Annotated in this window: 22 protein-coding genes; 4 read left to right on the top strand and 18 right to left on the bottom strand. The window is 30.8% G+C overall.

The features are described from left to right. Positions 1 to 13: 13 nt before the first annotated feature. From ACWJJ2_RS15930 to ACWJJ2_RS15850, 17 genes are all read right to left on the bottom strand, one after another. Entirely contained in the window at positions 14 to 706 is a 693-nt protein-coding gene (locus tag ACWJJ2_RS15930) for a YveK family protein (protein ID WP_462953499.1), read from the bottom strand. 245 nt (positions 707 to 951) lie between these two features. Continuing rightward, positions 952 to 2,856: a hypothetical protein gene (locus ACWJJ2_RS15925; protein ID WP_462953498.1), complete on the bottom strand. Its 1,905-nt coding sequence runs from the start codon at positions 2,854 to 2,856 to the stop codon at positions 952 to 954. Position 2,857: 1 nt separating this feature from the next. Next, positions 2,858 to 3,949 carry a glycosyltransferase gene (locus ACWJJ2_RS15920; protein WP_220286360.1) on the bottom strand — a complete coding sequence of 364 codons (1,092 nt, stop codon included), beginning with the start codon at positions 3,947 to 3,949 and terminating at the stop codon, positions 2,858 to 2,860. Positions 3,950 to 4,061: 112 nt separating this feature from the next. After that, a complete protein-coding gene (locus ACWJJ2_RS15915; protein ID WP_462953497.1) occupies positions 4,062 to 5,438 on the bottom strand; it encodes an oligosaccharide flippase family protein in 1,377 nt (458 codons plus the stop codon). Between the two features lie 35 nt (positions 5,439 to 5,473). Next, positions 5,474 to 6,523: an alcohol dehydrogenase catalytic domain-containing protein gene (locus tag ACWJJ2_RS15910; protein ID WP_462953496.1), complete on the bottom strand. Its 1,050-nt coding sequence runs from the start codon at positions 6,521 to 6,523 to the stop codon at positions 5,474 to 5,476. Next, entirely contained in the window at positions 6,523 to 7,233 is a 711-nt protein-coding gene (gene ispD / locus ACWJJ2_RS15905; RefSeq protein WP_216303897.1) for a 2-C-methyl-D-erythritol 4-phosphate cytidylyltransferase, read from the bottom strand. Before ispD ends, ACWJJ2_RS15910 begins: the two co-directional genes overlap by 1 nt. 13 nt (positions 7,234 to 7,246) lie before the next feature. Then, positions 7,247 to 8,326: a CDP-glycerol glycerophosphotransferase family protein gene (locus ACWJJ2_RS15900; RefSeq protein ID WP_216303898.1), complete on the bottom strand. Its 1,080-nt coding sequence runs from the start codon at positions 8,324 to 8,326 to the stop codon at positions 7,247 to 7,249. A gap of 56 nt (positions 8,327 to 8,382) precedes the next feature. Beyond that, positions 8,383 to 9,798 (bottom strand): O-antigen ligase family protein, encoded by a 1,416-nt coding sequence (locus tag ACWJJ2_RS15895; protein WP_220286355.1) that lies wholly within the window; start codon positions 9,796 to 9,798, stop codon positions 8,383 to 8,385. 16 nt (positions 9,799 to 9,814) lie between these two features. Further along, positions 9,815 to 10,954 carry a glycosyltransferase family 4 protein gene (locus ACWJJ2_RS15890; protein WP_216303900.1) on the bottom strand — a complete coding sequence of 380 codons (1,140 nt, stop codon included), beginning with the start codon at positions 10,952 to 10,954 and terminating at the stop codon, positions 9,815 to 9,817. Positions 10,955 to 10,956: 2 nt separating this feature from the next. Next, positions 10,957 to 12,081: a non-hydrolyzing UDP-N-acetylglucosamine 2-epimerase gene (gene wecB, locus ACWJJ2_RS15885; RefSeq protein ID WP_462953495.1), complete on the bottom strand. Its 1,125-nt coding sequence runs from the start codon at positions 12,079 to 12,081 to the stop codon at positions 10,957 to 10,959. 5 nt (positions 12,082 to 12,086) lie between these two features. Continuing rightward, a complete protein-coding gene (locus ACWJJ2_RS15880; RefSeq protein ID WP_462952707.1) occupies positions 12,087 to 13,196 on the bottom strand; it encodes a capsular polysaccharide biosynthesis protein CapF in 1,110 nt (369 codons plus the stop codon). 82 nt (positions 13,197 to 13,278) lie between these two features. Beyond that, positions 13,279 to 14,295 carry a polysaccharide biosynthesis protein gene (locus tag ACWJJ2_RS15875; protein ID WP_216303903.1) on the bottom strand — a complete coding sequence of 339 codons (1,017 nt, stop codon included), beginning with the start codon at positions 14,293 to 14,295 and terminating at the stop codon, positions 13,279 to 13,281. 87 nt (positions 14,296 to 14,382) lie between these two features. Beyond that, complete coding sequence (locus tag ACWJJ2_RS15870) at positions 14,383 to 15,630, bottom strand: glycosyltransferase family 4 protein (RefSeq protein WP_462953494.1); 1,248 nt, start codon at positions 15,628 to 15,630, stop codon at positions 14,383 to 14,385. Positions 15,631 to 15,671: 41 nt separating this feature from the next. Then, positions 15,672 to 16,568 (bottom strand): NAD-dependent epimerase/dehydratase family protein, encoded by an 897-nt coding sequence (locus ACWJJ2_RS15865; protein WP_462953493.1) that lies wholly within the window; start codon positions 16,566 to 16,568, stop codon positions 15,672 to 15,674. Positions 16,569 to 16,634: 66 nt separating this feature from the next. Further along, positions 16,635 to 17,219 carry a sugar transferase gene (locus tag ACWJJ2_RS15860; RefSeq protein WP_165413783.1) on the bottom strand — a complete coding sequence of 195 codons (585 nt, stop codon included), beginning with the start codon at positions 17,217 to 17,219 and terminating at the stop codon, positions 16,635 to 16,637. 39 nt (positions 17,220 to 17,258) lie between these two features. Next, positions 17,259 to 19,130: a polysaccharide biosynthesis protein gene (locus tag ACWJJ2_RS15855; RefSeq protein ID WP_220319813.1), complete on the bottom strand. Its 1,872-nt coding sequence runs from the start codon at positions 19,128 to 19,130 to the stop codon at positions 17,259 to 17,261. A gap of 349 nt (positions 19,131 to 19,479) precedes the next feature. Continuing rightward, a complete protein-coding gene (locus ACWJJ2_RS15850) occupies positions 19,480 to 20,316 on the bottom strand; it encodes a YihY/virulence factor BrkB family protein (RefSeq protein WP_165413785.1) in 837 nt (278 codons plus the stop codon). Positions 20,317 to 20,462: 146 nt separating this feature from the next. Here ACWJJ2_RS15850 and ACWJJ2_RS15845 point away from each other — a divergent pair, with 146 nt between their 5' ends. Beyond that, positions 20,463 to 21,293: a nitrilase-related carbon-nitrogen hydrolase gene (locus ACWJJ2_RS15845; protein WP_220286350.1), complete on the top strand. Its 831-nt coding sequence runs from the start codon at positions 20,463 to 20,465 to the stop codon at positions 21,291 to 21,293. A 699-nt stretch (positions 21,294 to 21,992) separates the two neighbouring features. Here the strand turns inward: ACWJJ2_RS15845 and ACWJJ2_RS15840 are convergent. Then, positions 21,993 to 22,262: a DUF1294 domain-containing protein gene (locus ACWJJ2_RS15840; RefSeq protein ID WP_216303908.1), complete on the bottom strand. Its 270-nt coding sequence runs from the start codon at positions 22,260 to 22,262 to the stop codon at positions 21,993 to 21,995. Between the two features lie 484 nt (positions 22,263 to 22,746). Here ACWJJ2_RS15840 and ACWJJ2_RS15835 point away from each other — a divergent pair, with 484 nt between their 5' ends. The 3 genes from ACWJJ2_RS15835 to ACWJJ2_RS15825 all read left to right on the top strand — a co-directional run bounded on the left by ACWJJ2_RS15835 (position 22,747) and on the right by ACWJJ2_RS15825 (position 24,324). After that, positions 22,747 to 22,944: a helix-turn-helix transcriptional regulator gene (locus ACWJJ2_RS15835; protein WP_216303909.1), complete on the top strand. Its 198-nt coding sequence runs from the start codon at positions 22,747 to 22,749 to the stop codon at positions 22,942 to 22,944. A 4-nt stretch (positions 22,945 to 22,948) separates the two neighbouring features. After that, positions 22,949 to 23,344 (top strand): hypothetical protein, encoded by a 396-nt coding sequence (locus ACWJJ2_RS15830; protein ID WP_462953492.1) that lies wholly within the window; start codon positions 22,949 to 22,951, stop codon positions 23,342 to 23,344. Between the two features lie 158 nt (positions 23,345 to 23,502). Then, on the top strand, positions 23,503 to 24,324 hold the full coding sequence (locus ACWJJ2_RS15825; protein WP_462953491.1) for an FtsX-like permease family protein: 822 nt from the start codon (positions 23,503 to 23,505) through the stop codon (positions 24,322 to 24,324). The last annotated feature ends 45 nt before the right edge of the window (positions 24,325 to 24,369 follow it).

Raw genomic sequence — 24,369 nt, 5'->3', positions numbered from 1 at the left:
TGTTAATACCTTCCTATTTTATATATGCTGTCATTTTAGGTATTACTCCTAAAATCGGTAATCCTATATATATTTCCACATCACTTTCGGTCTTTATAGTGTTATCAGAGTATTCGAGTATGAACACAAGTCCCACGGAAATTATTAATCCTATTAAAAATCCGATCGCCATGTTTCTTACTTTATTAGGGCTAATAGGATTGGTTGGCATATTTGCCTTATCCATTACCTGTATCTCTCCACCTATAGGATAAACCTTTTTTGAGGATTCTATAAAAGAAGTTGAAATCGCATTTATAACTTTAAGGGCCTCTTGAGGGCTTTTACTCTTAGCACTAATTATTAGAATTTGAGTTCCAGTTTGGGGAGTAACAGTTATGCTATCTTTGATCTGGTTTAGAGTTAAATTACCCTTTAGTTCGTCCAAAGCTCCCTGTGCTACTAATTCAGATTGAGCAATTTTACTATAGGTTTCAACTAAATCTTGATACATCTTTACATCATTGTATTGTGTAGACCCGCTAGCAGTACTTTGTGGCTTTCCTATTATTACACTTGTTTTTGCCTCATAAGTTGGTTTAATAATATAAAAGCTCATTATACCTGCTATTATAATGGCCACTACAGTTATAGAAACTATTAACCATAACCTTTCTTTTAGTATTATAAACATTTCTTTAAGACTAATATCCATTTCTTGATCCACTCATCTTTCCTCCCAGTAAATTACTAAAAAACAAAAAGTATACATTACTATTAATGAATTCACTTCGCTAAGGACTACTAATTTTATTTTTAATTAATCTGCTGAAAAACATAAACTCGCTGTCGCTCAAACATATGTTTTTCTTAACGCATCTTAATTAAAAATAAAATAAGAAGTTCTAAAGCTCGCTTCAATGCATCATATGTAATATATACTTTCTTTGTGCATAAAATATTTGCTCTAATCTACTTTACTTTTTTAAGAACAATACTGTCATTATTCTTTTTCACATAATATAAAGTATCCTTTTTAATGGATTTACTCCCACCTTCAAAAATTTTTCCATAGGTTTTGTTAAACCCATTATTAGTTTTAAATATATACACGTAGCTATACTCATTTTTCAGTTTTTCTGCCCATTCTTTTGCACTTATGTCTTTAGTCCAAATATCACCCTTATAATATGGTTTACCAAGACTCCAACTGCCTACGCCCAAATTAGTTTTTATAGGTGTTATATTATATCTGCTAACCCAATAATCAAAACCATTAGTTGCAACAGAAATAAAATACACTTTATCAGTTTTAGGGTTTAATACCCCTTTTATCTTTGTTATAGGCGCGTAAGGTCTACGTTCTTCTATTGTATTTTTTATATTGTAAGGGGCCAATATAGTATTACTTATAACTGGAGTTACATTTGTAATTAACAATAAAAACAATAACATGAAAATAGTACATGATCGCTTAAATTTAGAATCGTATTCTTTTTCTTTTAAACATATGATTACAACTAGAAAAATCAAGACACCTAAAAGATAGGTACTTGTATACCTTGAATAGGATGCTAAATTAGTAGCTTCATACTCTGAATATGTAAACACATATAAAATTAGTAATGAGGCAGTGTATATAATACCTCCCATGAATACTGTTATAACTCCTAATGAATACCGACCTTTTTCCTCTTCATTAGAAACAAAGGTTATTAGTATAGTAGAAATTGCTATAAGTATTACTACCCAACCCATTAATGATAATTTAAGTATATAGTTTGTTAAAAAAACCTCTGTAATTGCTTTGAAAAAATTATTTATTGTTACAAATTGGTAATGCAATGCATTTCCAGTAAATAAATCTTTAAGATTTTGTAGACCAACTTCGCTTGTATTCCAGGCTACATTCGTTTTTGTGATTTTAAGATACATAGCCCATGATTTTTTTGATATTATGGCAGCAAATACAGGACATAAAATTAGAACTATTCTTTTTAAAGTATTAATCTTCGTGCCCTGATTAATGTATAACTTTAACTCCTCTCTTTTTGCAAAAAAGAGATCTACAGCAATTACTAAAATAGCTATAATCGCAAGTCCAAATCCCGGAGCTTTTGTGAGCGTTAATATAAATAAGGTTAAACTTATATTAAGAATTTTAAAAGTACTTAGTTTGTTCCCATAATGGGTTATGAGTACATTTGCAAACATAACTCCGAGGATTGCATCCACCATTATATTAGTATAAAAATCCTGGAAGAATGCTAAAGGGAGTATTAATATGAAAATAAATCGAATAACTATCTTGCTAAAGTTTTTGTGTTTTACATTAATAAATATAGGCATCATTAATGAAAAATATAATATATTCATAGCCCTGTATAAATTACCCTCTGTAAACTCTCCAGATAGTTTTACCCAGAAGTATTCAAATAATGCGGTTGCAGGAGGATACCCCCTAAATGTGGTAGTTGCCTCTGGATGATTACCAAGAGCATCAAAGATATACATGTTTTTAACTACAGTTCCCCAATGTGAAAATTCATCCCAAGATGTTAGCATTCTTCCTCTTTGTGCCCACCATGCAATTACGAAGAATATCGTGAATATTACAAATCCCGGCGTTAAAACATTTTCTATGAAATTTTGCCTATTTCTATAAATATTATAACAACAAAAAACGATACTAATTAATCCAATTGCAACTACGGTGTATACACCGATTTCTAGTAAGCCTAGCATTGCAAATAAATATAAAATAATAATTATTATAAAAATCCACATTGAGAGAGTTTCTTCAATTTTTTTATTAAATTTCAAGGAAATCATAGCAGCTCCAGAGCATAATAACGCAAAGATGAGTATTAGATACATATTACAACTCCTCTGAAATGTTCATTTTCTTAAAAACCCACTCTTTTTGAATTTTGTAACTTATAAGTGACAAGATACCATCTATTATAACTTTTATAACAACCTCAGAACGCTTGAAAACAAACCAAGTAGCCGATACACTTAGTCCTGACACTAACATAAGTGTTAAACATAACACATAATATCTAACTAACACTAATTTATCATAAGTTTTATGTTTAAATACTGCATTTTTATTTACATTATAGTTAAATAAGGAAGATATAATTCTGGAAACAATAGTTGATAACAAAATGAAATATTCCGGTGTTATATTATAAAATAGTTTTGTAAACATCGTAAATAAGCCAATGTCCAAAACAAAAGATAAAAATGATGATGACATAAATTTAAAGAAAACTCCATAAATTTTTATTGAATCTTTTATTGGATTAAAATGGGATGATTTATTTTCTTCTATGTAAATAGTATCAATACATACTTCATCAATAGCAATATTTTTGCTCTTGCATTCAAGTAGCATGTTGGTTTCATACTCAAACCTTTCTCCATTAACACTCATTAAATCCAACGCAAAATCAGATGAAATAGCTCTTAACCCTGTTTGGGTATCCCTTACTTTTATTCCAGCTATGAGTCCAAACATCCTTCTAGTCATTATATTTCCAAACCTGCTTCTGAAAGGAATATTTGATTTTGAAAAGTTTCTAGACCCTAATATTAATTTTTCTGGATTATCTATTAGCCTCTGTGAAACTTTTATAATATCTTCAATACCATGCTGGCCATCAGCGTCCGCCGTAACAATTCCAACGCAATCTTTGCAATTGTTAAGAAAATAATTAAAACCTGTTTTAAGTGCTCTACCTTTGCCCATATTTTTTGCATGAACCAATATGTTACATTGTTTTTTAAGCCCCAATTCATTGAAAATTGGTTTATACTCCTCACTACTTCCATCATCCACTATGCTAATATTTGTAAAACCTGCCTTTGTAAGATTGTCTACTAAAGTTATTAGTTTAGTATCCGGATTAAAAGCCGGTATCAAAATCGAGATATTTTTTGATATATCTATTTTTTTACCATTCATTGTCGCACTCTCCTCATTAATACTTATATTTAAATTATATCCAAGTAATTTTTAAACAAACAAAAACTACCGAAATGTATTGTTATACATTTCGGTTGTTTTATTATAATTTTTATACTCTATCTTTTTTTCTACTCTTTATCATTAAGAATATGTCTTTAATATCAGCATTAAATAAAATGTATTCTGTAATCATCATACTGATAATAAACATAAACGCTTTGATTAATGATGGAATAGGAATTATCCTAACAATTTGATAACAACACAAATATACTATAAAATGTATTATCTCATTTTTGTGTATTTCAAGTCCCTTAAAGTCAAATGAAGAATATACATACCATACAACTAAAGTAACAAGTGTAGCATATGCAATCATTACGGGATTCTTTAATACGTATGTCGCAAATGCATTTAATATAAATGCTAATGCTACCATTTTAGAGGCTACAATTAAATACTCCTTGCCCCTTTTTCCTACTTTATAAAGATTTGCATATAAAACATTTGTTAAAGAAATGAACGGTATCCCTATTATTAATATTCCTAGCACTTCTAAGGATGGTATATATTCTTTTAGGAAGCTCTTTACTATAAACTCCAGCACAAAATAACCAGCAGGTGCAAAACTACATATTAATATAATGTATTTTTTAACATTTGAGACGACTTTTGCGTCATCCTTACTTCTTGCTAGATAAGGATAAAACAAGACTGTGATTGAATTTATTAAAACTATAAATAAGCTTAGCATCGATACCGCAAAAGAATAAAATGCAAAATCGTTATCTGTGAATTTTATTTTAACAAACCATCTATCCAAAGTAACAAATAGAAGACTTATAGCGTTTGCTATCATTATAGTAAAACCCATACTTGTTATGGATTTTATTTCTGAGCGCTTTATCTTTTCTGATTTTTTTGCTGAGAAAATAATTAACGCTCCACTAACAATTGCTAAAACCATATTTCCAACAACTTGAATCTGCATATATAAAATTGGCGATTTTATAATTAATATAACTGCAAGAATAGATGATAAATTTACTATATTTTGCGCTATTCTTATTACTACATATTTGTTGAATTCACCTGTTGCTCTATATAATAGAGAAACAAATAACACAATCTGAAACGGTAATATATAAAATACAAAGTACCTAAACGCTATATCTTTTATAAAAAATATTGAAACTATAAATAAAATAGCTACTGCAGCTATTACAATCTTTAGCATAACATAGAAATAGCCTTTTATTTTTTCTTTTTTTATATCTGTTATATCTTTACCACCCAATATTAAATACATTCCATCTGAGAATCCAAAATGGAGCATTCCTGCATATGTTATATATAACGTAAATGTTTTTAGATAACCATAGGATTGCATATCAAGAACCTTTGGTATCAGTAATCCATTCAATATACCAATCAATATCCCAAAGCATTCTACAAATATTACTCTTACTGATTTTTTTATATTCATTTAATTTCCTCTAATTTCATTTAATTTATATTGCTTTAAAATTTAAAATTCATAATGTATTTTCCAAGTGCCCTATTTTCTGATTCTACTTCGAATACTCTATAATAATCTTTAATTCCATAGATAGGTGCTACCTCTAAAATTAATTTTGAAATATCCGATCTAAAGTCAGGTTTTTTAAGTAGCTCTGCTGCAAATTTAAAATCTTCTACATTGCTTCTTGTAATTCCATAAAATGCTAATCCTTTTTCTAATACTTTTCGGGTATTAATTTTTACGGGATTTTCTGATACACCTGTTAATACCATTTTAGATCCTGGAAGTATTGAGTTAATAATCTCATCAATTCCACTCTCAGACGCGACGCCACCTATACATTCAAATGCAACATTAATTTTGCTTTTCTTAATATCTGAATCATTTGATAGGTAAGTTTGAACACCAACAAATTTTTCTAATTTTTCTTTGTTATGGCCTATCACTATAATGGGACCATTGTGTATCTGCTTTAATACGCTGCATATTATATACCCAAGGATGCCATCACCCCAGATCCCTATAACATCATCCGGTTTTAATACTATTCTACGAATTGCTGTATTTGCCACAGAAATTAGTTCTGAGAACACAGCAATATTCGAATCAATATTATCCTCTATCTTTACAAGATTGTATGCGGGATATGCAATATAATCCTTAGAAAATCCATTGTAACTACTTGAGGCAAATAATGCTTTAGGGCAGTAGTTTTCTCCTAATCTTTTATCACTAGATAAAGCAATATCAAATTCATCTTGTTTATCTTTTGGAATCATTATATTTGGGACTAGTGCAACTTTATCTCCCTTATTAAAGGAGTTTGTAGGATCTTTCACTACTGTACCTATAGCTTCATGAATCAAATTTATTGGATATTTTAAGTTGAGTGTTCGCTCGTCACGACTGCCAAGGTAATACCTTAAATCAGCTTTACATATAGCTGCTGTTTCAATCTTTACCACTACATGTCCTGTACACACTTCTAAATCCTCTATATAAATTTCAAATCTCTTAGATTGAACTATTTTAAATCCTCGCGTTAACATTATATTCTCTCCAGTTTACTCATTTTAATTATGGACTTTAATAAAAGTAAATCTTCCATTGTAGTAATCTTAAAATTGAGTTTATCTCCGTTTACTAGATGAACTTTTTCGCCATAATTTAATACTACCCTACAGTCATCAGTAGAATCTTGAAGTTTCGATTTTGCCGCACTTTTATGAGCATCCATTATAGTTGAATATTTAAAGCTTTGAGGAGTTTGACCTAAGTATAACTCTTTTCTCACTGGAATAGATGATATAGTATTCTCGTCTTTGCTTTGAATTATAGTGTCAGTGGCAGGGATAACAGTATCTACGGCGCCGTATTCTTTAGCCCCTTCAATATTATCACCTATTATTCTATGAGAAATTAGTGGCCTTGCAGCATCATGAATAACTACAATATCATCCGATGTTACATCTTCTTCAATTGCCTTAAGCCCTGCTAAAACGGATTCCTGTCTTGTTTCTCCACCATCCACTATCCATTTCACTTTATTAAGTTCGAACTTTCTAGTCCATATCTTTATATCCTCATGCCATTCTTTAAGGCAAACAACAGCTATTGCATCTATTTGTTCATGTATATCAAATGCTTCAATTGTATGTACAACTATTGGTTTACCATATATATCAATAAACTGCTTAGGTTGATCAACTATACCCATTCTAGTACCTTTTCCACCGGCAAGTATAATAGCAATATTCATTAATATCTACCTCCTATTTTTTATCTACAAGATCTAATATTAAACTCCACACTCTTTTGCAGCTATTTCCATCCAAGTAATGATAGAAGTTCTTTTGAGCTGCTTCTCTAATAGCTATATATTCGTCCTTTTTGCTCGTATCTTTTATGTAACTCATTAAATTATCAATGCATTTTAATTTAGGACCAGGAGTATCTATATAGCTAGTAAAATCTATAGCAAGTCCTCGTTTTTCTTCATACTGCTCTATATCATATGGCATAAAACAAATTGGTCTATCTAGTACTAAGTAATCCACATAAATTGAACTATAATCAGTAAGTAGCATGTCAGACACTGCCAGGATACTTTGAGTGGACATTTCTTCATCAAAATCCATTGTTAAAATGTTACTCATATTATCAAAAACTTTATCATCTATTAGCCTCTCTAAATAGTGAGGACGATAAATCATTTTCCAATTTTGCTGTCCCATAAACTCATCAAACTTTATCCAGTCCTCTTCAGTAAATGGGAAAGCTTTTTCTATTTCGTAACCTCTCCAAGTTGGACAAAACAATAAAATTTTCATTCCGAAAGTATTATGTTTTGAGTCGAACTTTTTCCTACATCCAGAGATGTATTCTTTGTCAAACAACATATCATTTCTTGGTAATCCAAGTGGCATATAATTTGGAAGAGGACACTTATCAAGTTCTGTAGATCTTAAAAAATACGTGCTATCTCTTTCAGATAGTGTTACAACATTTTTTATTTTAGTTCTAATACCCTTATAGATATCCATTGTTTTTTTAATATCAAGCTCACTATTTCCTGGAGTATTTTTAGTGCCATACCCATGACTCATAAAAACACCATTTTTAGTTTTTGAAAAAACGCTAGTTGTATAATCAGAAACAACAGCAGAATAATTTTTAAGCATCTGACTTGCTCTTATAATATAGTGTAAGATTTTAATATTTTTATACTTATAAAAACTGCTATATTCCACTACAATGTCAGATCTATTTTTTTTTATGTTTTTTTCATAATAATTGAGTAAAGCTTTTATATTATCTTCAGTCTGAGATGTTAATAATATTCTCTTTTTCAAAGTTTTTCTCCCACCTTAATTATAACCTACGAAGCTATTCCCCATAGGTTCTGTATTTAAATATTACCAGTTTTGCTTTCTTTGTAGTGGTGATCTGCCGCTGATGCAATTCCAAGGCAAAACCACATAATATATGTCGCTTGGAAATTTAAAAGTATAAATGATTGTATCAAACTTATAAATGCTGCTGACACAATAGGAAGTACGCAACAAATCCTGAATTGCAATGGAATATTTTTCAATTTAATTACTACATAATAACAAGCAGAAAATAAACCTGCAAGGTATAATATTAACCCTACTAGTCCCCATCCCATCCAAGTTTCAAGTATGAAATTATGGGCAGGTCGTGGTGCTTTGTTTGCATTGGCTATTTGCTCCTGCATAGGTGTTAATTCTTTTTTCGGTTCTATCTTTTTCGTAGATGTTTTCTCTTTTATAGGCGTTTGCTCCGCAGTTGGTGTTTCTACTTGAGTTTTAGTGGGTATTTCCTTATATGCTACTGCAAATGTACCAGCTCCCAAAACAGGATTCTTCTTTATTGAAGTCCATGCTTTTGCCCAGAATATGCCACGTATTTTATCACTAGCTTCAGTAGTTGCTACACTATCCTCTTCTGCATCTTCAGGTTTTGGTTGTGCAAGGCCTGGAATTCTAGTAACAATAACAGAAAATGATCTATATACATTACTTTTGGATTTCATAAAATTTAGTGATGTAGCAATTATTGTAACAACAATACATGCCATAGTAAATAATATAACTTTTTTAAGTGAACACCATTTAAATCCAAATACTAATAAAAAGGATACTGTAAGTACGCCCCCCATCATTACCCATCCTGAGCGACCCCCGGAAAGGAATGCAAAAACCATACTTATCCCCATATTTGTATATGCAATTGGTGCAATCCATGATGGTAATCTTTTTTCCTTGCTTTCTTTTATTGCCCATACTGTAAAAGAAATAAACATGATACATATATACATATATATATTGATATTATCTAAAAACTTCAATTTTCGAATATCTGAAAATCTAAAACAATCGATTAATTCTCTTATATTTAATGCAGAATAAAGAACTATTATTCCACTTAAAAGCTGGTTTACTTTTGGTTTGTATTCATCAATTAGAAAAAATATAGATGAACCAAGTATTAATGATCTTATTGGCCATATTGTATCCTTGAATGGTAAATGTAGTATAGTTCGCGCACCAAATAGTATAACGAAATATATACCAAATCCAAACAATATCCTAAATACTTTTTTTGATAATACAGGGAAAATATAATTACGCTTATATACCCCACGATAAATAAACAAGTAAAGAAAAAATCCTATTGCGATTATTTCTGATAAGGCAATGCTCACAGGTCCCATGGGAAATAATACTATAGTTCCTACTATTAATAGGCAGACAAGTTCTATAACCCAAAACCGTTTGTTAAATGATAAAAAAAAGCTCATACTTTCTTCTCCTTTATTACTTTAAGATAATATTTTCTATTCTACCTACAAATGCTTTTCTATTATACTCAGCTAAACATTCATGATAATTTTTCTTAGAATATTTAATATAGTTTTCATTACATTTCTTTATAGCTTCACATATTGAATCTGGATCTTTTTTATTGCATTCCGCTCCATTTTCTCCATCCTTAAATATATCTATTATCCCACCTTGAGTTGTGGTTATAATAGCGAGCCCATTCCCCATTGCTTCTAAAATGGAAATTGGTTGACCTTCATTTGGATAATATGTAGGAAGACAGAATACATGATTATCTTTAAGTAGAGCTGCTTTTTTATCACCTTTAACAACCCCATGATATGTAACGTGCCCCCCAAGTTCTTTACTCATTTCATTAACAGTATTAACTATTTCTGCTTCTATGTTACCTGCTAAATTTAAATGAAATTTGAAATTTTCTTTTTTAAGTTTTATGCAAGCCTTCAGTAAATCTAAAATACCTTTGCTCTGCATTAGGTTACTTAAATATAATATTTTTAATTCTTCTATTTTACAATTATTATTCAGTTGATTTTTTTGTAATTTTTGCGCAAATTCTTTCTCTGTCAGCATATATTCGTCCTGAACGCCATTCTCACAAACAAAAACTTTATTTTTTTCAAGTATTCCATCGAACATTGCTCTTAGTGAATCACCTAGAACTATAACACCATCTGTTTTATTAAAATAAGATGTTAATGCTTTTTGCTTTTTTACATCTACTGAGTCATACATAACGCGGACAAATCCACCATGAAATTCAATATAACATTTGGTTTTTTTAAAATTAGCCACGTTTATAAATGGAGTATACTTCAAAAATCCCAAATAACTTTGTGCAGGCGTAATATATACTACATCAAATTTTTCAAATAATATCTTGTAGCATCCAATAGCTATTGGCCTAACACTATTCAATATTTTTTTAATACTAAATTTACCTTGCGCCTTTAAACTTGTAAAAGTTCTTTCTGCATTACTGTCTATAAATTCAACTTCATGGCCATTTTCTAATAAGCCAGCTAAAAGCATTTGATTAGACACAGACATACCTGTTATAGGGTCTGGAAATGGTCCTATCATTAAAATTTTCTTCTTTTTTTCTGGACTCATTATTACTTCCTCCATATAAACTTGTTTATGGCGCTTGTATACCCTTGAATAATATTAACAACCTTTATACCAACATTTATATCTGTATAATCATGAGCTTTCACAGTTTTTTCTCCTAATGATTTTTGCATAGTTATCATTTCTATAGCTTGAGTTATGCTATCAGAAGTTATTCCACCAAGTATTACTGAACCTTTGTCAATTGCTTCTGGTCTTTCAGTACTTGTTCTTATTGAAACCCCTGGGAATTCCATAATGTTCGTTTCTTCCGCAAGTGATCCACTATCAGATAAAACGCAGAATGAATCTTTTTGAAGTTTATTGTAATCATAAAAACCGAATGGCTTTAATTGTTTTATATTTTTATGAAATACTATCCCTTTTTCTTCAATTCTTTTCCAGCTTCTTGGGTGTGTTGAATATATAACTGGCATATCATAAGTTTCTGCTATTGCATTTAACGCATCTGTTATACTCTTAAAGTTTTCTTCATTATCTATGTTTTCTTCTCGATGAGCACTTACCAAAATATATTTACCTTTTTCAAGACCTAATGTTTCGAGCACGGGACTTTCATCAATTTTTTCCATATATCTATGGAAAACTTCTGGAAGTGGTGATCCAGTAACAAAAGTATATTCCTTTCTCATTCCTTCTGATAACAAATATCTTCTCGCATGCTCTGTATATGCCATATTAACATCACTTGTAACGTCAACTATTTTTCTATTTATTTCTTCAGGTACATTTTGATCAAAACATCTGTTTCCTGCTTCCATATGGAATACAGGGATTTTTAATCTTTTAGCAGCAATAACACTAAGGCAACTGTTTGTATCCCCAAGTATTACTAATGCATCTGGTTTTTCCTTAACTAATATTTTATAACTCTCAGCTATTATGTTACCCATAGTTTCTCCAAGATCACTTCCTACAACTCCTAAAAAGTAATTTGGTTCTCTAAGCTCTAGCTCTTTAAAGAAAACATCATTAAGTGTATAATCCCAATTTTGACCTGTATGTACAAGAATATGATCAAAATATCTGTCACAAGCTTTTATAACTTCCGATAGTCTTATTATTTCAGGTCTTGTTCCTAGTATTGTCATTACTTTAAGTTTTTTCATAAGTTCTATACCTCCAAGTGAAATGTGTCTGGTTTTTTTGGATCAAAGCATTCATTAACCCACATTATTGTCACTAAATCGTTCTCACCAATATTTACAATAGAGTGAGTGTATCCTGTAGGAATATCTACTACTTCTAGTTTATCTGCATTAACTTTATATTCAATTATTTTATCTGTTCCTATCTTTCTAAATCTAATAACTCCTTCACCACTAACCACCATAAACTTTTCGTTTTTAGTATGATGCCAATGATCACCTTTTGTTATTCCAGGTTTGGATACATTTACCGAAACTTGTCCATTTTCAGCTGTTCTAATAAATTCCGTAAAAGATCCTCTGTTATCTTTATTCATTTTTAAGTCATAAGAAAATTTATCTTCTGGTAAAAAGCTTAAGTAAGTACTATAAAGCTTTTTAGTAAGTTCATCACCCATATTTGGCACACTTAAGTCAGATCTGCTTTCCTTAAAGCTTCTTATCTTTTTCGCAAGGTCCCCTAGTTTAATATTATGCACAATAGGTACATAACAATATTCGTCTTTTTTGCTTTCCATGTTTTCTAATGCTCTAATAAATTCATCTAATACATCATCTATATAACATAAATCTAAATCAGCATCTGAATTTGATATCTGTATTTCTATGCCTCTTGCAATATTATGACAGAAGGTAGCTACTACAGTATTATAATTAGGTCTACTCCATTTACCAAATAAATTTGGCAATCTATAAACCAGTACCTTTGCCCCAGTTTCTTTATTGTAAGCAAATAATAAATCTTCGCCTGCCTTTTTGCTGATGCCATAAGGATTTTCTTTTTCTGCTTGCACAGAAGATGTTATAAGCACCGGTGCTTTATTATTATTTTTTTTAAGAAGGTCAAGAAGCACTGATGTAAATCCAAAATTACCTTCCATAAATTCACTTTCATCTTTTGGGCGATTAACTCCAGCTAGATGAAAAACAAATTCACATTCTTTAGTGTATTTTTCAAGAAGTGATTCTTCAGTTCCTAAATCATATTCAAATATATCTGTATAACCTTTATTTTTAAGTTCTGCTATAATGTTTTTTCCTACAAATCCTTTTGCGCCAGTAACAAGTATTTTCATATTTACCTCACATTTCGTCTGTTTTATTTAAACAATTCCACAATACTAAGTATTAATACCTAATATTGTGGACTTCACTAATTTAAGAATTGGTTTTTAATTCTTCTTGTATATAATCAAGTTTAAGTAACTTTTCTTTTATCTGCTCTACATTAAGAATTCCAGTGTTTTGAGAGTTATATTCTTGCTCTGTGGATAGTTTTATATCGCCTTCAACAAAATATTTATCGTAGTTAAGATCTCTTTTATCTGCTGGAACTCTGAAAAATCCCCCCATGTCCTGAGCAACTACAAACTCTTCTTTTGTAAGAAGTGTTTCATATAGCTTTTCTCCATGACGAGTACCTATAATTTTAACTTCATTTTTCGAATTGAATAATTCACCCACTGCTTGTGCTAAATCTCGTATTGTTGATGAATCAGATTTTTGAACCATTATGTCGCCCGCCTTGGCATTTTTGAATGCAAATATTACAAGTTCCACAGCCTCATCGAGGCTCATAAGGAACCTAGTCATATTAGGATCTGTTACAGTTAAACATTCTCCATTCTTTATCTGTTCAATAAATAGTGGAATTACTGATCCTCTTGATGCCATAACATTTCCATATCTAGTACCACAAATAAGTGTCCTATCCGGAGATACTGTTCTAGCTTTAGCCACAAATACTTTTTCCATCATAGCTTTTGAAATACCCATAGCATTTATTGGATATGCTGCTTTGTCAGTGGAAAGACATATTACTTTTTTGACTCCATACTCAATTGCTGCTGTAAGCACATTATCTGTTCCTATTACATTAGTTTTTACCGCTTCAAGAGGGAAAAACTCACAAGATGGAACTTGTTTTAAAGCAGCTGCGTGGAATATATAATCTACTCCATGCATAGCATTTTTTACAGAGGCTATGTCCCGTACATCACCTATGTAGAATTTAATTTTATCATTTTTATATAATTTTCTCATATCATCTTGTTTCTTTTCGTCCCTTGAGAATATACGAATTTCTGCTATATCTGTATCAAGAAATCTTTTCATTACAGCGTTCCCAAAAGAACCTGTTCCTCCTGTAATTAATAATGTTTTACCTTTAAACATGGTATATCTCCTCCAATTTCAAATTATTATTTACTTGTTAAGCTAGTTATTATTTACTTGTTTAACAAGTTATTTTTTAATTGTTATTTAAATATTATTGTTTAATTGTTCTACTACTAAATTTTTTACAAAATATTTATCTATCCTATTTAACAATTCTTGCTTGTTAAAATTATTATCATAGTAATTTCTTGCATTTGCCCCGAGCTTTATTAAAAGTTCTGGTGATTCATTAGCGAGCTCTATTATCATATCTGAGAGTATCTGCGCATCTCCAGCTGGGCCACAAACACCTGAATTTGATTCTTTGATTATTTTATCAGTCTCACCGTCGGCTGATGCAATAATTGGTATACCACAAGCCATGTATGACTGTAGTTTAGCCGGAATAGTCATTGAAAACAGTGGGCTACCTGTTAAGCACAAGAAAGCGACGTCACTTGCTGCCATAAACTTTGGAATCCGGGTTCCAGGTTGTTTTGGAATAAAATTAAACATGTCTTCCAACCCACCTTTATGTACAAGTTGCATTAATTCTTCTTTATATCGACCATCTCCGATAATGTTAAACCGGATTTTTTTATTTATATTTTTATCTTTTATAAATGTTGCGGCTTTGGGTAATATATCTAACCCTTGTGCATTACCAATATTACCGGCAAAAGTTATATTAAATGCATCATCATTTGGAATTTCTTCAATGCACTCTTTCTCAAGCGGCACATAGAAATCTTCTGCATATTGTGGCCAGTACTCTATCTTATCTAGTGCAACGCCACGATTGTGTATTGATTTAACAAAACTATTTGATGTGGTGAAAATATGAGTACAGCCGGAATATATATGGTCAACCATCTTACCTATAGCGCCAATTATCCTTTTGTTAGTTATACCTGTAATTATTTCAACATTTTCAGGCCAAAGATCTTGAACATACAAGTAACATGGTATCTTTCTTTTTTTAGCATACCATACACCAGGTAAAGCTTGTGTCATGGGTGATACCTCAAATATAAATACATAATCAGCTTTTATTTTTGTGAACATCTTCCAAAAGAATCCGGATACAACAAAGGACAAATAGTTTAAAGCAAGCATTACTGAGCTCTTTCCTCTGGGTATTAGTGGTATCCTAATTATCTCAATACCATTATACATTTCTTTTCGCTTCTTAAACAGTCCATACCCCTCATAATATTCACCTTTGGGATAATTAGGTATTCCAGTTATAACTGTTACTTTATATCCCCTTTTAACCCATTCTGTACAAATATCATTTATACGAAATTGTTCAGGGTAAAAATATTGCGCTATAACTAAAATGTGTTTTTTCATCTCATTATCCCCCTTCTTTAGTATTTCTATTTTTCCACAACTTATTTTTTTGTATCAACCGTTTCTGTTGTAGCAACTGCCTCTGTTGCCATAATCGATGATTTCAAATCTCTAATTCTATAATCCTCTTTATAATCAGACATGCTCTTCTCATAAACCAAACTGCCAAATACCTTACTAAATGTTTGGATTTTTAAACCCATAAGACGTAATAAGGGGTTGAATATTTTAGTTAACCTAATTCGCGTGCCATGAGATTCTGCAATAAGCTTCACCATCTCTGAAGTCTTAACGTACTCACTATTTTGTGGAAAGAATAGTCCGCTCTCTTCATTTACAATCATCAATCTAATAAACTCACACAAATTATCTATATGAAGCATACTTCGCTTATTGTCAATGTCAGGGAAAACAGGCAGCTTCTGAGCAAGTTTTGCTAATTTCGGGTAATTCCCTTTAGACCCTTTCCCATAAATCATAGGTGGTCTAAGAATAACAATTTTAAAATCATCACTCTCTAAAGGTTTTATTCCTTTTTCTGCTTGAATTTTACTGTCTCCATAAAAATTACTGGAAATTAGAGCAGTGTTTTTATCTATGATTCTTTCCCCGTTAACATTGCTGCTATCACCATAAACAATAATGCTACTCATAAAAATAAACTGCTTAACGCCAGCTTTCTTTGCTTTCTTAGCAGTCTCTACGGTAAGATCACGATTGACTTTATAATATAACTCTTCCATTTTAGGGTCTGATGAGACGTGCGCTATACCTGCAACGTGAAAGATTACATCATACTGCGTAAAATTTTTTTCTTTCCATGAATCGTCCTTCATATCCAATGTGTCTGTAGAATATTCATCAGAATATTTCTCTAGGTATTTCTCAATGGATGTACCAATATAGCTATTAGATCCTGTTATAAGTATTTTTTTCATCTCAACATCATCTCCTTCTTAGCAGAAAGCTTCATATGTCTCAGCTTACCAGTATCGCTAATAGTCTTAAGCTCTACTTTTTTTTTGCCCATCATCGCGGACACCCTCTGCTTTTAAAACTTTGGATACCGTTTTAAATAATATTTTCACATTAAGTGATAATGATTTATTGTTTAAATAATATACGTCATGTGCTGTTTTTTCAGAATCATCGTTCTCATCTCGTCCATTAATTTGAGCCCATCCAGTAACTCCTGGAAGTAGTTTATGAACTCCTGCCTTTGTTCTCATTTCCTTAAGCTCAAGCTGATTATATAAAGCAGGTCTTGGTCCCACAAAAGTCATATCCCCAATAAGTGTATTAATTAATTGTGGAAGTTCATCAATACTAGTTTTTCTTAGGATTTTACCAATGCACGTTATATAACTTTTTGAATTATCAAGTTTATCAGTTGCTACATTAGGAGTTCCAATTTTCATTGTCCTAAACTTATACAATTTGAATAATTCATTATTTTTGCCTATTCTCATCTGGGTAAAAAATATTGGCCCTTTTGAATTAAGCTTTATGATTATCCCTATAATTAAAAATAGCGGTGATAACAACACTATTATAAGTATACTAATTATAACATCCAGAAATCTCTCCATATTATGCCCCCTGTTTTTTTAAATTACTCTACTTTTTTATTACTCTTCTACACTGGTGTCTTCAATTTCCGCAGTACTTCTATTATATGTCGGAACTATTTCTTCTATTTTTGAGAGTAATAATGTTACATCATCTTTCTCGATAATAGCATTAAGCTCTCCCAATCTATCTTTCATAACATCCAAATCACTAAACGTTGGTTTACCAATAAAAATCTTTTCATGTTTAGTATTAATAAGTCCCTCTTCACTCATTAATAGTTCTTCATAAAGCTTTTCTCCCGGCCTAAGACCCGTAATTTCTATTTTAATGTCTTTGTTTGGCTCAAATCCTGAAAGCCTTATTAAATCCCACGCTAAATCATATATCTTAACAGGTTGCCCCATATCAAGCACAAAAATTTCTCCGCCTTTTGCGTATGCTCCCGATTGAAGTACCAATTGTGCTGCTTCGGGTATTGTCATAAAGAACCTAGTTATATATTTATTAGTAAGTGTAACTGGACCACCATGAGCTATTTGGTTTTTAAATAGGGGTATAACGGACCCGTTACTTCCTAATACATTTCCAAATCTAACTGCCACAAAGTGTGTTTTACTTATTTTGTCCATAGATTGTATAATCATTTCACACATTCTCTTAGTAGCACCCATGACATTGGTTGGGTTTACCGCTTTATCTGTGGATATCATCACGAATTTTTCTACATTAAATTTATTCGCGCACTCTGCCATATTAAATGTTCCAAACACATTGTTTTTTATAGCTTCCATAGGGCTTTCTTCCATTAGTGGAACATGCTTATGTGCCGCTGCATGGAAAACTATATTGGGTAAATACTTTTCAAATACATTCTCAAGTCTTTGTTTATCCCTAACAGATCCTATTAATACTATTAAATCTAATTTCGGATATTTATATTGAAGTTCCATTTGAAGATCATAAGCATTATTTTCATATATATCAAAGATAATTAATTTCTTAGGTTCAAATTTTATAATTTGACGACATAATTCAGAACCAATAGATCCACCGCCGCCTGTTACTAGTATGGTTTTATCGCGAATGAAACTTGCAATGCCTTCCATATCAAGATCTACTGCTTTACGACCCAGTAAGTCCTCAATCTCTACTTTTCTAATTTGACTTAAGGAAACTTTCCCGTCTATTATGTCATACATTCCTGGAATAATTTCTATCTTGCAGCTTGTTTTTTTGCATATTTCGAGTATTTGTTTTTTATCTTCATCTTTTATGGTAGGAATAGCTATAAGTATGGTTTCTATATCCTTATCTTTTGCTATAGTAGGTATGCCTTCTCTACTTCCAAGAACCTTCACTCCCATAATAGTGTTTCCTTTTTTGTAATCTTCATCATCAATTACAGCTATCGGTACATATTTACTTTGGTTACTGCTCTTCATTTCTTTTATAACCATAGCTGCAGCTGCTCCAGCACCAACTATCATTACTCTCTTTCGAGCACCTTTACTAACATTACAATTTACAATGTTTCCGAATCTATCAAAGATTCTAAAGGACATCCTAAGTCCAACTATAAAAATAATGCTAAAAGCGCAAGATACTATGCTTACCCCATAGGCATAATTATGTCCAATAATTCTAATGAAAATTGTAGTAGCAATGTTCCCAGTAAGACACGCACCTATAACCATCATAAATTCATCTATACTTGCATAAGTCCAAAGGCTTTCATAAAGCTTAAAGACAAAAAAGCAAGCTATGTAGATAACTGTCACAATTAACGCTATTTCTTTAAAGTCACTTGAATAGAACTTGAAATTTTTATAATTATATCTGAAAAAGATAGCTAATATATATGCTAAGTTTATTAGCACTGCATCACTTAGTATTAATATTGGTTTTTTCCATTTTCCTAGAGTTTTCATATAATGCACCTCTTTATTTTATATATAATAAAATATGATTGTTTTTTCTAATGTTATCAAAAAATGTATTAATTACAATTTAATACACTTTTTTTCAGTTTCACTGCAGTATTAAGTATACCATAATACCTTTAAATAAGTGTTAATATTTTATGAAACTTGAAATTTCACAATTCAAAGCTATTTTTTAGATCTTATATGCTATCCATTATATCATTATATCATTAAATACTAGCCAATTTCACATAATAACTCTAGTTAAATTATCTCCTATGGAGCTACTTATCTCCCATGGAGCTATTCATTATCTCCCATGGAGCTAATTATCTCCTATGGACCTGAAATGTCGTTAATACTTTTTACACCTAGGTTTTTGTTTGCCTTCTCGCTCAAAGGCTAACAACGCATTAACCTCTCCCCCTAGTAGTATTATTATGGAAATTATATAAAGCCAAAGCATAAGCACTATTACTGCTCCTATTCCACCATACAGACCAGAATAGTTGTTAAAATTATTAACATAATACGCAAAACCTAATGAAGATATTAACCACCCTAAAGTACTAACAATAGCTCCAGGAATTACCTCTATCCATGTTAATCTTCTACAAGGAGTATAATGATATAATGCTGCAAATGTAACTGACATCCCACCTAAAGATACTAGGTATCTTATAATATCCCAATCTAATATAAACTTACTAGATAAATTTAAACGCGTCGCAATAACCCCACCTATCATTTGTCCAAAAACTACTAGGGCTACTCCCACAATAATAGCTACTACAAGCCCTAGCATAAATAATATAGATATAGCTAAGGTTTTCCAAAAAGGTCTTGTCTCTTCCTCATCATAGGCTTTATTTAATCCCTTTATTATAGCTCTAAAACCACTAGATCCTGACCACATTATACCTATTATACTTATGGATAGTAAATTCACATTTCTTGAATCCAGCACCTCTATAACTGTAGTGTAAATTAAATCAAAAGCACTCTTGGGCATTATTTGATGTAGATATATCAGCACATCTTTACTTTCTAGATTGCTATAACTTAACATGCTAATTAGTAGCAATAAAAAAGGAAAAAAAGACAACAATAAATCATAAGCCAGTTGAGCTGCCAATGCAGTAATATCATCATCTATAACTCTACATACAAGTTGTTTTAAATTATTTAACATAAAGTAACCACCTTTTCGTTACAATTTATATACTGTTTTCAGTTCAACTGCAAAACACGCAGGAGAAATTCAATGCTTCCGCATTTTATTCTTACTCTGATATAATATGTATTATATGAAGATATTATTAATAAGGAGTCGATACTATGAAATTAGCACTAGCTCAATTGGATATTGTTTGGGAAGATAAAACTAAGAATAAAGAAACCGCAATACAATTTATAAAGCATGCAACTACTGAAAATGTGGATATTATTTTTTTCCCTGAAATGACTTTAACAGGCTTTTCTGTGAACACTTCTTTAATAGGAGAAGATAATAATGAAACCGTAGAATTTTTCAAGGAAATGAGTTCTAAATTTAATATTTTCATAGGCTTTGGGTATGTAGAAGGAAGAACAAATAGTAAAAACAAATACTCTGTAGTGGCGCCTCCGGTAGTACATGGAGGCGTGCCACGAGTAATGCATCGAGACGTGCCCCAAGACAAGACTCTTGTGACTTACACTAAAATTCATCCTTTTTCCTTTGGATGCGAAACTGAATTTTACCAAAGTGGAAATAAAATCAACTACTTCAATGCTTTTAACTTTACTATCGTCCCTTTCATCTGCTACGATTTACGTTTTCCAGAAATATTTCAGATAGCATCTAAGACTGCTACCTTAATAACCATTGCAGCTAACTGGCCTGTAGATCGACGTGATCACTGGATTACCTTACTCAAAGCAAGGGCCATAGAAAATCAGTGTTATATAGCAGGTATAAACCGAATAGGTGAAGGAAATGGATTAACCTACAGTGGTGACTCCATGATTGTAGATCCACTAGGCAACGTAATAAGCAACTTATATATGGATGAAGGTTTAGTTATAGCGGATATCTCTGAGGAGAACGTAACTCAGATTAGAGAAAAATTTAGACTTAAATCAGATAGAAAAGAAAGTTTGTATTGTGAATTGTTTTCAAGCAATTAAAAATCTTATCCACAATTCAGACAAAGTTATCCCCTAAAGGGGGATAACTTTGTTTATTAGCACGCTAAATAAACTATATTTTGATAATAAATACAGTCTCGTGAAAATTTATTCAATTTTATACACTAGTTATCCACAAATTTGAACTTTACTTGTCAAACTCTTATAACATAATGTTTTATTTGATTTATCATTTAATTTCTTTTTAAATTCAAAGTTTCTTTATAAGTTATTGCCTACTTTTTATATTATATAAGTAGCACGTCACCTATTATAACCTCAAAATAGTAAAATTTCAAGACAAAATTATGAAACTTATAGAACCATGTAAATTTTTGTAAAAATGTGAATATCAGACCGTAACGTAAGTAGTGCTCTTTAATGTTTTCTATCATTATAATAGAGACTTAATATCCATAACAGAAGAAATTTCAAGCTTACTATTTCCAGATAATTTACAATCTATCCACAATTTAAACAAAGTTATCCACTAAAAGAGGATAACTTTTTATAGTATATGCTTTTTAAACCGTATTATACTAACAAATACAGTTTTTATAATAATTTATTTAATTTTACAGAATAGTTATCCACAATCTTGAAATAATCATATTGCCTTCTTATGGTCCTTATTCATTCCTATAATTTCCCTTTATTATACCCTCAAAGCGCTAACATTTCAAGGCAAAATTATAAGAATTATATCATTTTATAAATGTATTTGAAAAATACAAACAATTGAACTACAAGGATCAATGGTATCCCTATTACAAACTTGTTATGCTTAGTTTTATGCCTAAATAAACGCATTCCTATAAAAATACCCAAAGCCCCAAAAGCAGAAGCTATAGTGAAAAGGGTGTTCTCTGGAGTTCTCCATTTCCCCTTTTGCGACTTTCTCTTGTCTGAATACATGGCAAAAATACCGTATAAGTTAATCGCCAAAATATAATATAAAAATAATTCCATGTTTTTTCCTCCATTTTAATTGTTTATTAGTAAAAAAACGTTATTATAGCACCTTTTTACTTGATATCTATATAGGGACTCCCACTTATAGAAGTGGGAGCCTTCCCTTCTGAAATGTCGTTAAATCATCTCCTGCGGAGCTGCAACAGCTTCGTAGAAGCTACATTAACGACTTCAGAAGGATATTCATACTCCCACTGAAGTTTTTTATTTGTTAGGGTAATCAACTCCTACTTATAGAAGTGGGAGCCTTCCCTTCTGAAATGTCGTTAAATATATCTATATAGTACTGTACATTTTTACGCACGTCAAAATGTTTTTTCATTCACAAATAATAGCCATTACGTTACTTTCATTTTTTTGACTATATTTATAAATACAAAAATTTGTTAAATTTAAAAAATTTGTAAAGGCAACTTTATATTTGAAATTCGTTGATGTATAATAAATTGTAAAGTTACCTTTACGTGAAAGAGGTGTTTGAATGAAAAATCTTATAAAGAGTTTAAGAGAAGGAAGCAATTTAACACAAGAGGATTTAGCAAAGTTATTAGAAACTTCAAGGCAGACAATAATATCTTTAGAAAAGGGTAAGTATAACCCGTCCATTATGCTTGCTTATAAACTATCAAAAGTGTTTAATAAAAAAATTGAGGAAGTATTTATTTTTGAGGAGGAATAAAATAATGAAAAATCAGAAGCAAGGTGATTCAATAATTATAGGTGCTGGAGTATGGTCAGTTCTTTTTATAGGAATGGGTATTTTTGACCTTGTAACAAAAAAGAATGGCTATTGGTCAGGATTTTTATTAGGCGGCCTATCTTTTATTTATCTTATTTATCTATTATGGAAGACAAAAGGCAACACAAATGAACGATATGAAGATGAAAGAAAAAAATTTGTTAGTGATAAATCTAAAAGCATGAGTTTTGATAAGCTGTTTGTTTTTATGGTTATATTTGAAATTTTAATTAAGAAACAAAAAATTAAAATGGATTCTCATTCAGCAATCATGGTAATTATGGGTAGTGCACTTATAATACAATTTATCAGTTATTTAGTTTGCAAATCCAAATACTAATGATTGAAATTAAATAAAAAATCAATAAGGGTAGATCCAACATTTCTCTTATTCACACCAAAAAGAATAAAAAACAACTTATGTATTTTTTGACAAGCAAGTAAAAATCACCTAAAATGGAATGTTAACAAGTGATAAAGAAAGGAGTAGTTATAATTATGAAGATTAGTACCTTACATTTATTTTTAAAAGATGCTTCAAAAAATCTTAGAAAAAATCCTACTACTAGCATTTCCTCCATTGCTACAATAATGTCAACGTTATCTATTTTAGGACTATTTGTGCTATTCATATTGAATCTTAAAATGGGGATGATCGGTATTTATTCCCAATCCGAAGTACGGGTTACTTTAAAAGATGATATAAAGATTACTGATCAGCAAAGTATACATAAAAAAATAAAAGAGGCAAATGTTGTAACTGATATTACTTTTGAAAATAATACTCCCCTATCAGCATCATATATACTTAAAGTGAATGGACCAGATGATATACCTAAAATAATTTCTCAACTTAATGGGTTACAAGGTATAAATAAAATTAGCGGTGGTCAAAATGTTCCGAGGAAAATTTCGGTGCAAATTAAAGTAATCCAATGGATAGGAGTGATACTTTTCCCTATACTCATTGTAGCAACATTTTTTTTAATTAAGTTTACAATAAAACTTGCTATATATCCAAGACTTAATGAAATTAATTTAATGCAATATCTTGGTGCAACAGATTGGTTTATTAGATGGCAATTTATTTCTGAGGGAATGATAATTGGATTTCTAGGAGCAGTATCCGCAGTAATAGCAATTTATTTCTTATATAGTTTTGTATATATACAGGTAAATTCTTATTTTGCAACAGTGTTAATTAATTTTATAGCTCCGTCTTTTATATTCACAACTATATCATGGAGCTTTGTACTTATTGGAATAATTCTAACTACTATAGGAAGTATTTCGGTTATAAAAAAATTCTTAATAGTTTAAAAAAGTTATAACGATTACCAAGGAACAAGCTTCGTGATTGAAGGC

Source organism: Clostridium sp. CM039 (assembly GCF_055081075.1).
This window is presented reverse-complemented; position numbering and strand designations above follow the sequence as displayed.

Coding starts and splice junctions, on each gene's coding strand:
- ACWJJ2_RS15925 (WP_462953498.1), bottom strand. CDS start 2,856: ATGTATCTAATACTCATCTTTGCGTTATTATGCTCTGGAGCTGCTATG.
- ACWJJ2_RS15920 (WP_220286360.1), bottom strand. CDS start 3,949: ATGAATGGTAAAAAAATAGATATATCAAAAAATATCTCGATTTTGATA.
- ACWJJ2_RS15915 (WP_462953497.1), bottom strand. CDS start 5,438: ATGAATATAAAAAAATCAGTAAGAGTAATATTTGTAGAATGCTTTGGG.
- ACWJJ2_RS15910 (WP_462953496.1), bottom strand. CDS start 6,523: ATGTTAACGCGAGGATTTAAAATAGTTCAATCTAAGAGATTTGAAATT.
- ispD (WP_216303897.1), bottom strand. CDS start 7,233: ATGAATATTGCTATTATACTTGCCGGTGGAAAAGGTACTAGAATGGGT.
- ACWJJ2_RS15895 (WP_220286355.1), bottom strand. CDS start 9,798: ATGAGCTTTTTTTTATCATTTAACAAACGGTTTTGGGTTATAGAACTT.
- ACWJJ2_RS15890 (WP_216303900.1), bottom strand. CDS start 10,954: ATGAGTCCAGAAAAAAAGAAGAAAATTTTAATGATAGGACCATTTCCA.
- wecB (WP_462953495.1), bottom strand. CDS start 12,081: ATGAAAAAACTTAAAGTAATGACAATACTAGGAACAAGACCTGAAATA.
- ACWJJ2_RS15880 (WP_462952707.1), bottom strand. CDS start 13,196: ATGAAAATACTTGTTACTGGCGCAAAAGGATTTGTAGGAAAAAACATT.
- ACWJJ2_RS15875 (WP_216303903.1), bottom strand. CDS start 14,295: ATGTTTAAAGGTAAAACATTATTAATTACAGGAGGAACAGGTTCTTTT.
- ACWJJ2_RS15870 (WP_462953494.1), bottom strand. CDS start 15,630: ATGAAAAAACACATTTTAGTTATAGCGCAATATTTTTACCCTGAACAA.
- ACWJJ2_RS15865 (WP_462953493.1), bottom strand. CDS start 16,568: ATGAAAAAAATACTTATAACAGGATCTAATAGCTATATTGGTACATCC.
- ACWJJ2_RS15860 (WP_165413783.1), bottom strand. CDS start 17,219: ATGGAGAGATTTCTGGATGTTATAATTAGTATACTTATAATAGTGTTG.
- ACWJJ2_RS15855 (WP_220319813.1), bottom strand. CDS start 19,130: ATGAAAACTCTAGGAAAATGGAAAAAACCAATATTAATACTAAGTGAT.
- ACWJJ2_RS15850 (WP_165413785.1), bottom strand. CDS start 20,316: ATGTTAAATAATTTAAAACAACTTGTATGTAGAGTTATAGATGATGAT.
- ACWJJ2_RS15845 (WP_220286350.1), top strand. CDS start 20,463: ATGAAATTAGCACTAGCTCAATTGGATATTGTTTGGGAAGATAAAACT.
- ACWJJ2_RS15840 (WP_216303908.1), bottom strand. CDS start 22,262: ATGGAATTATTTTTATATTATATTTTGGCGATTAACTTATACGGTATT.
- ACWJJ2_RS15835 (WP_216303909.1), top strand. CDS start 22,747: ATGAAAAATCTTATAAAGAGTTTAAGAGAAGGAAGCAATTTAACACAA.
- ACWJJ2_RS15830 (WP_462953492.1), top strand. CDS start 22,949: ATGAAAAATCAGAAGCAAGGTGATTCAATAATTATAGGTGCTGGAGTA.
- ACWJJ2_RS15825 (WP_462953491.1), top strand. CDS start 23,503: ATGAAGATTAGTACCTTACATTTATTTTTAAAAGATGCTTCAAAAAAT.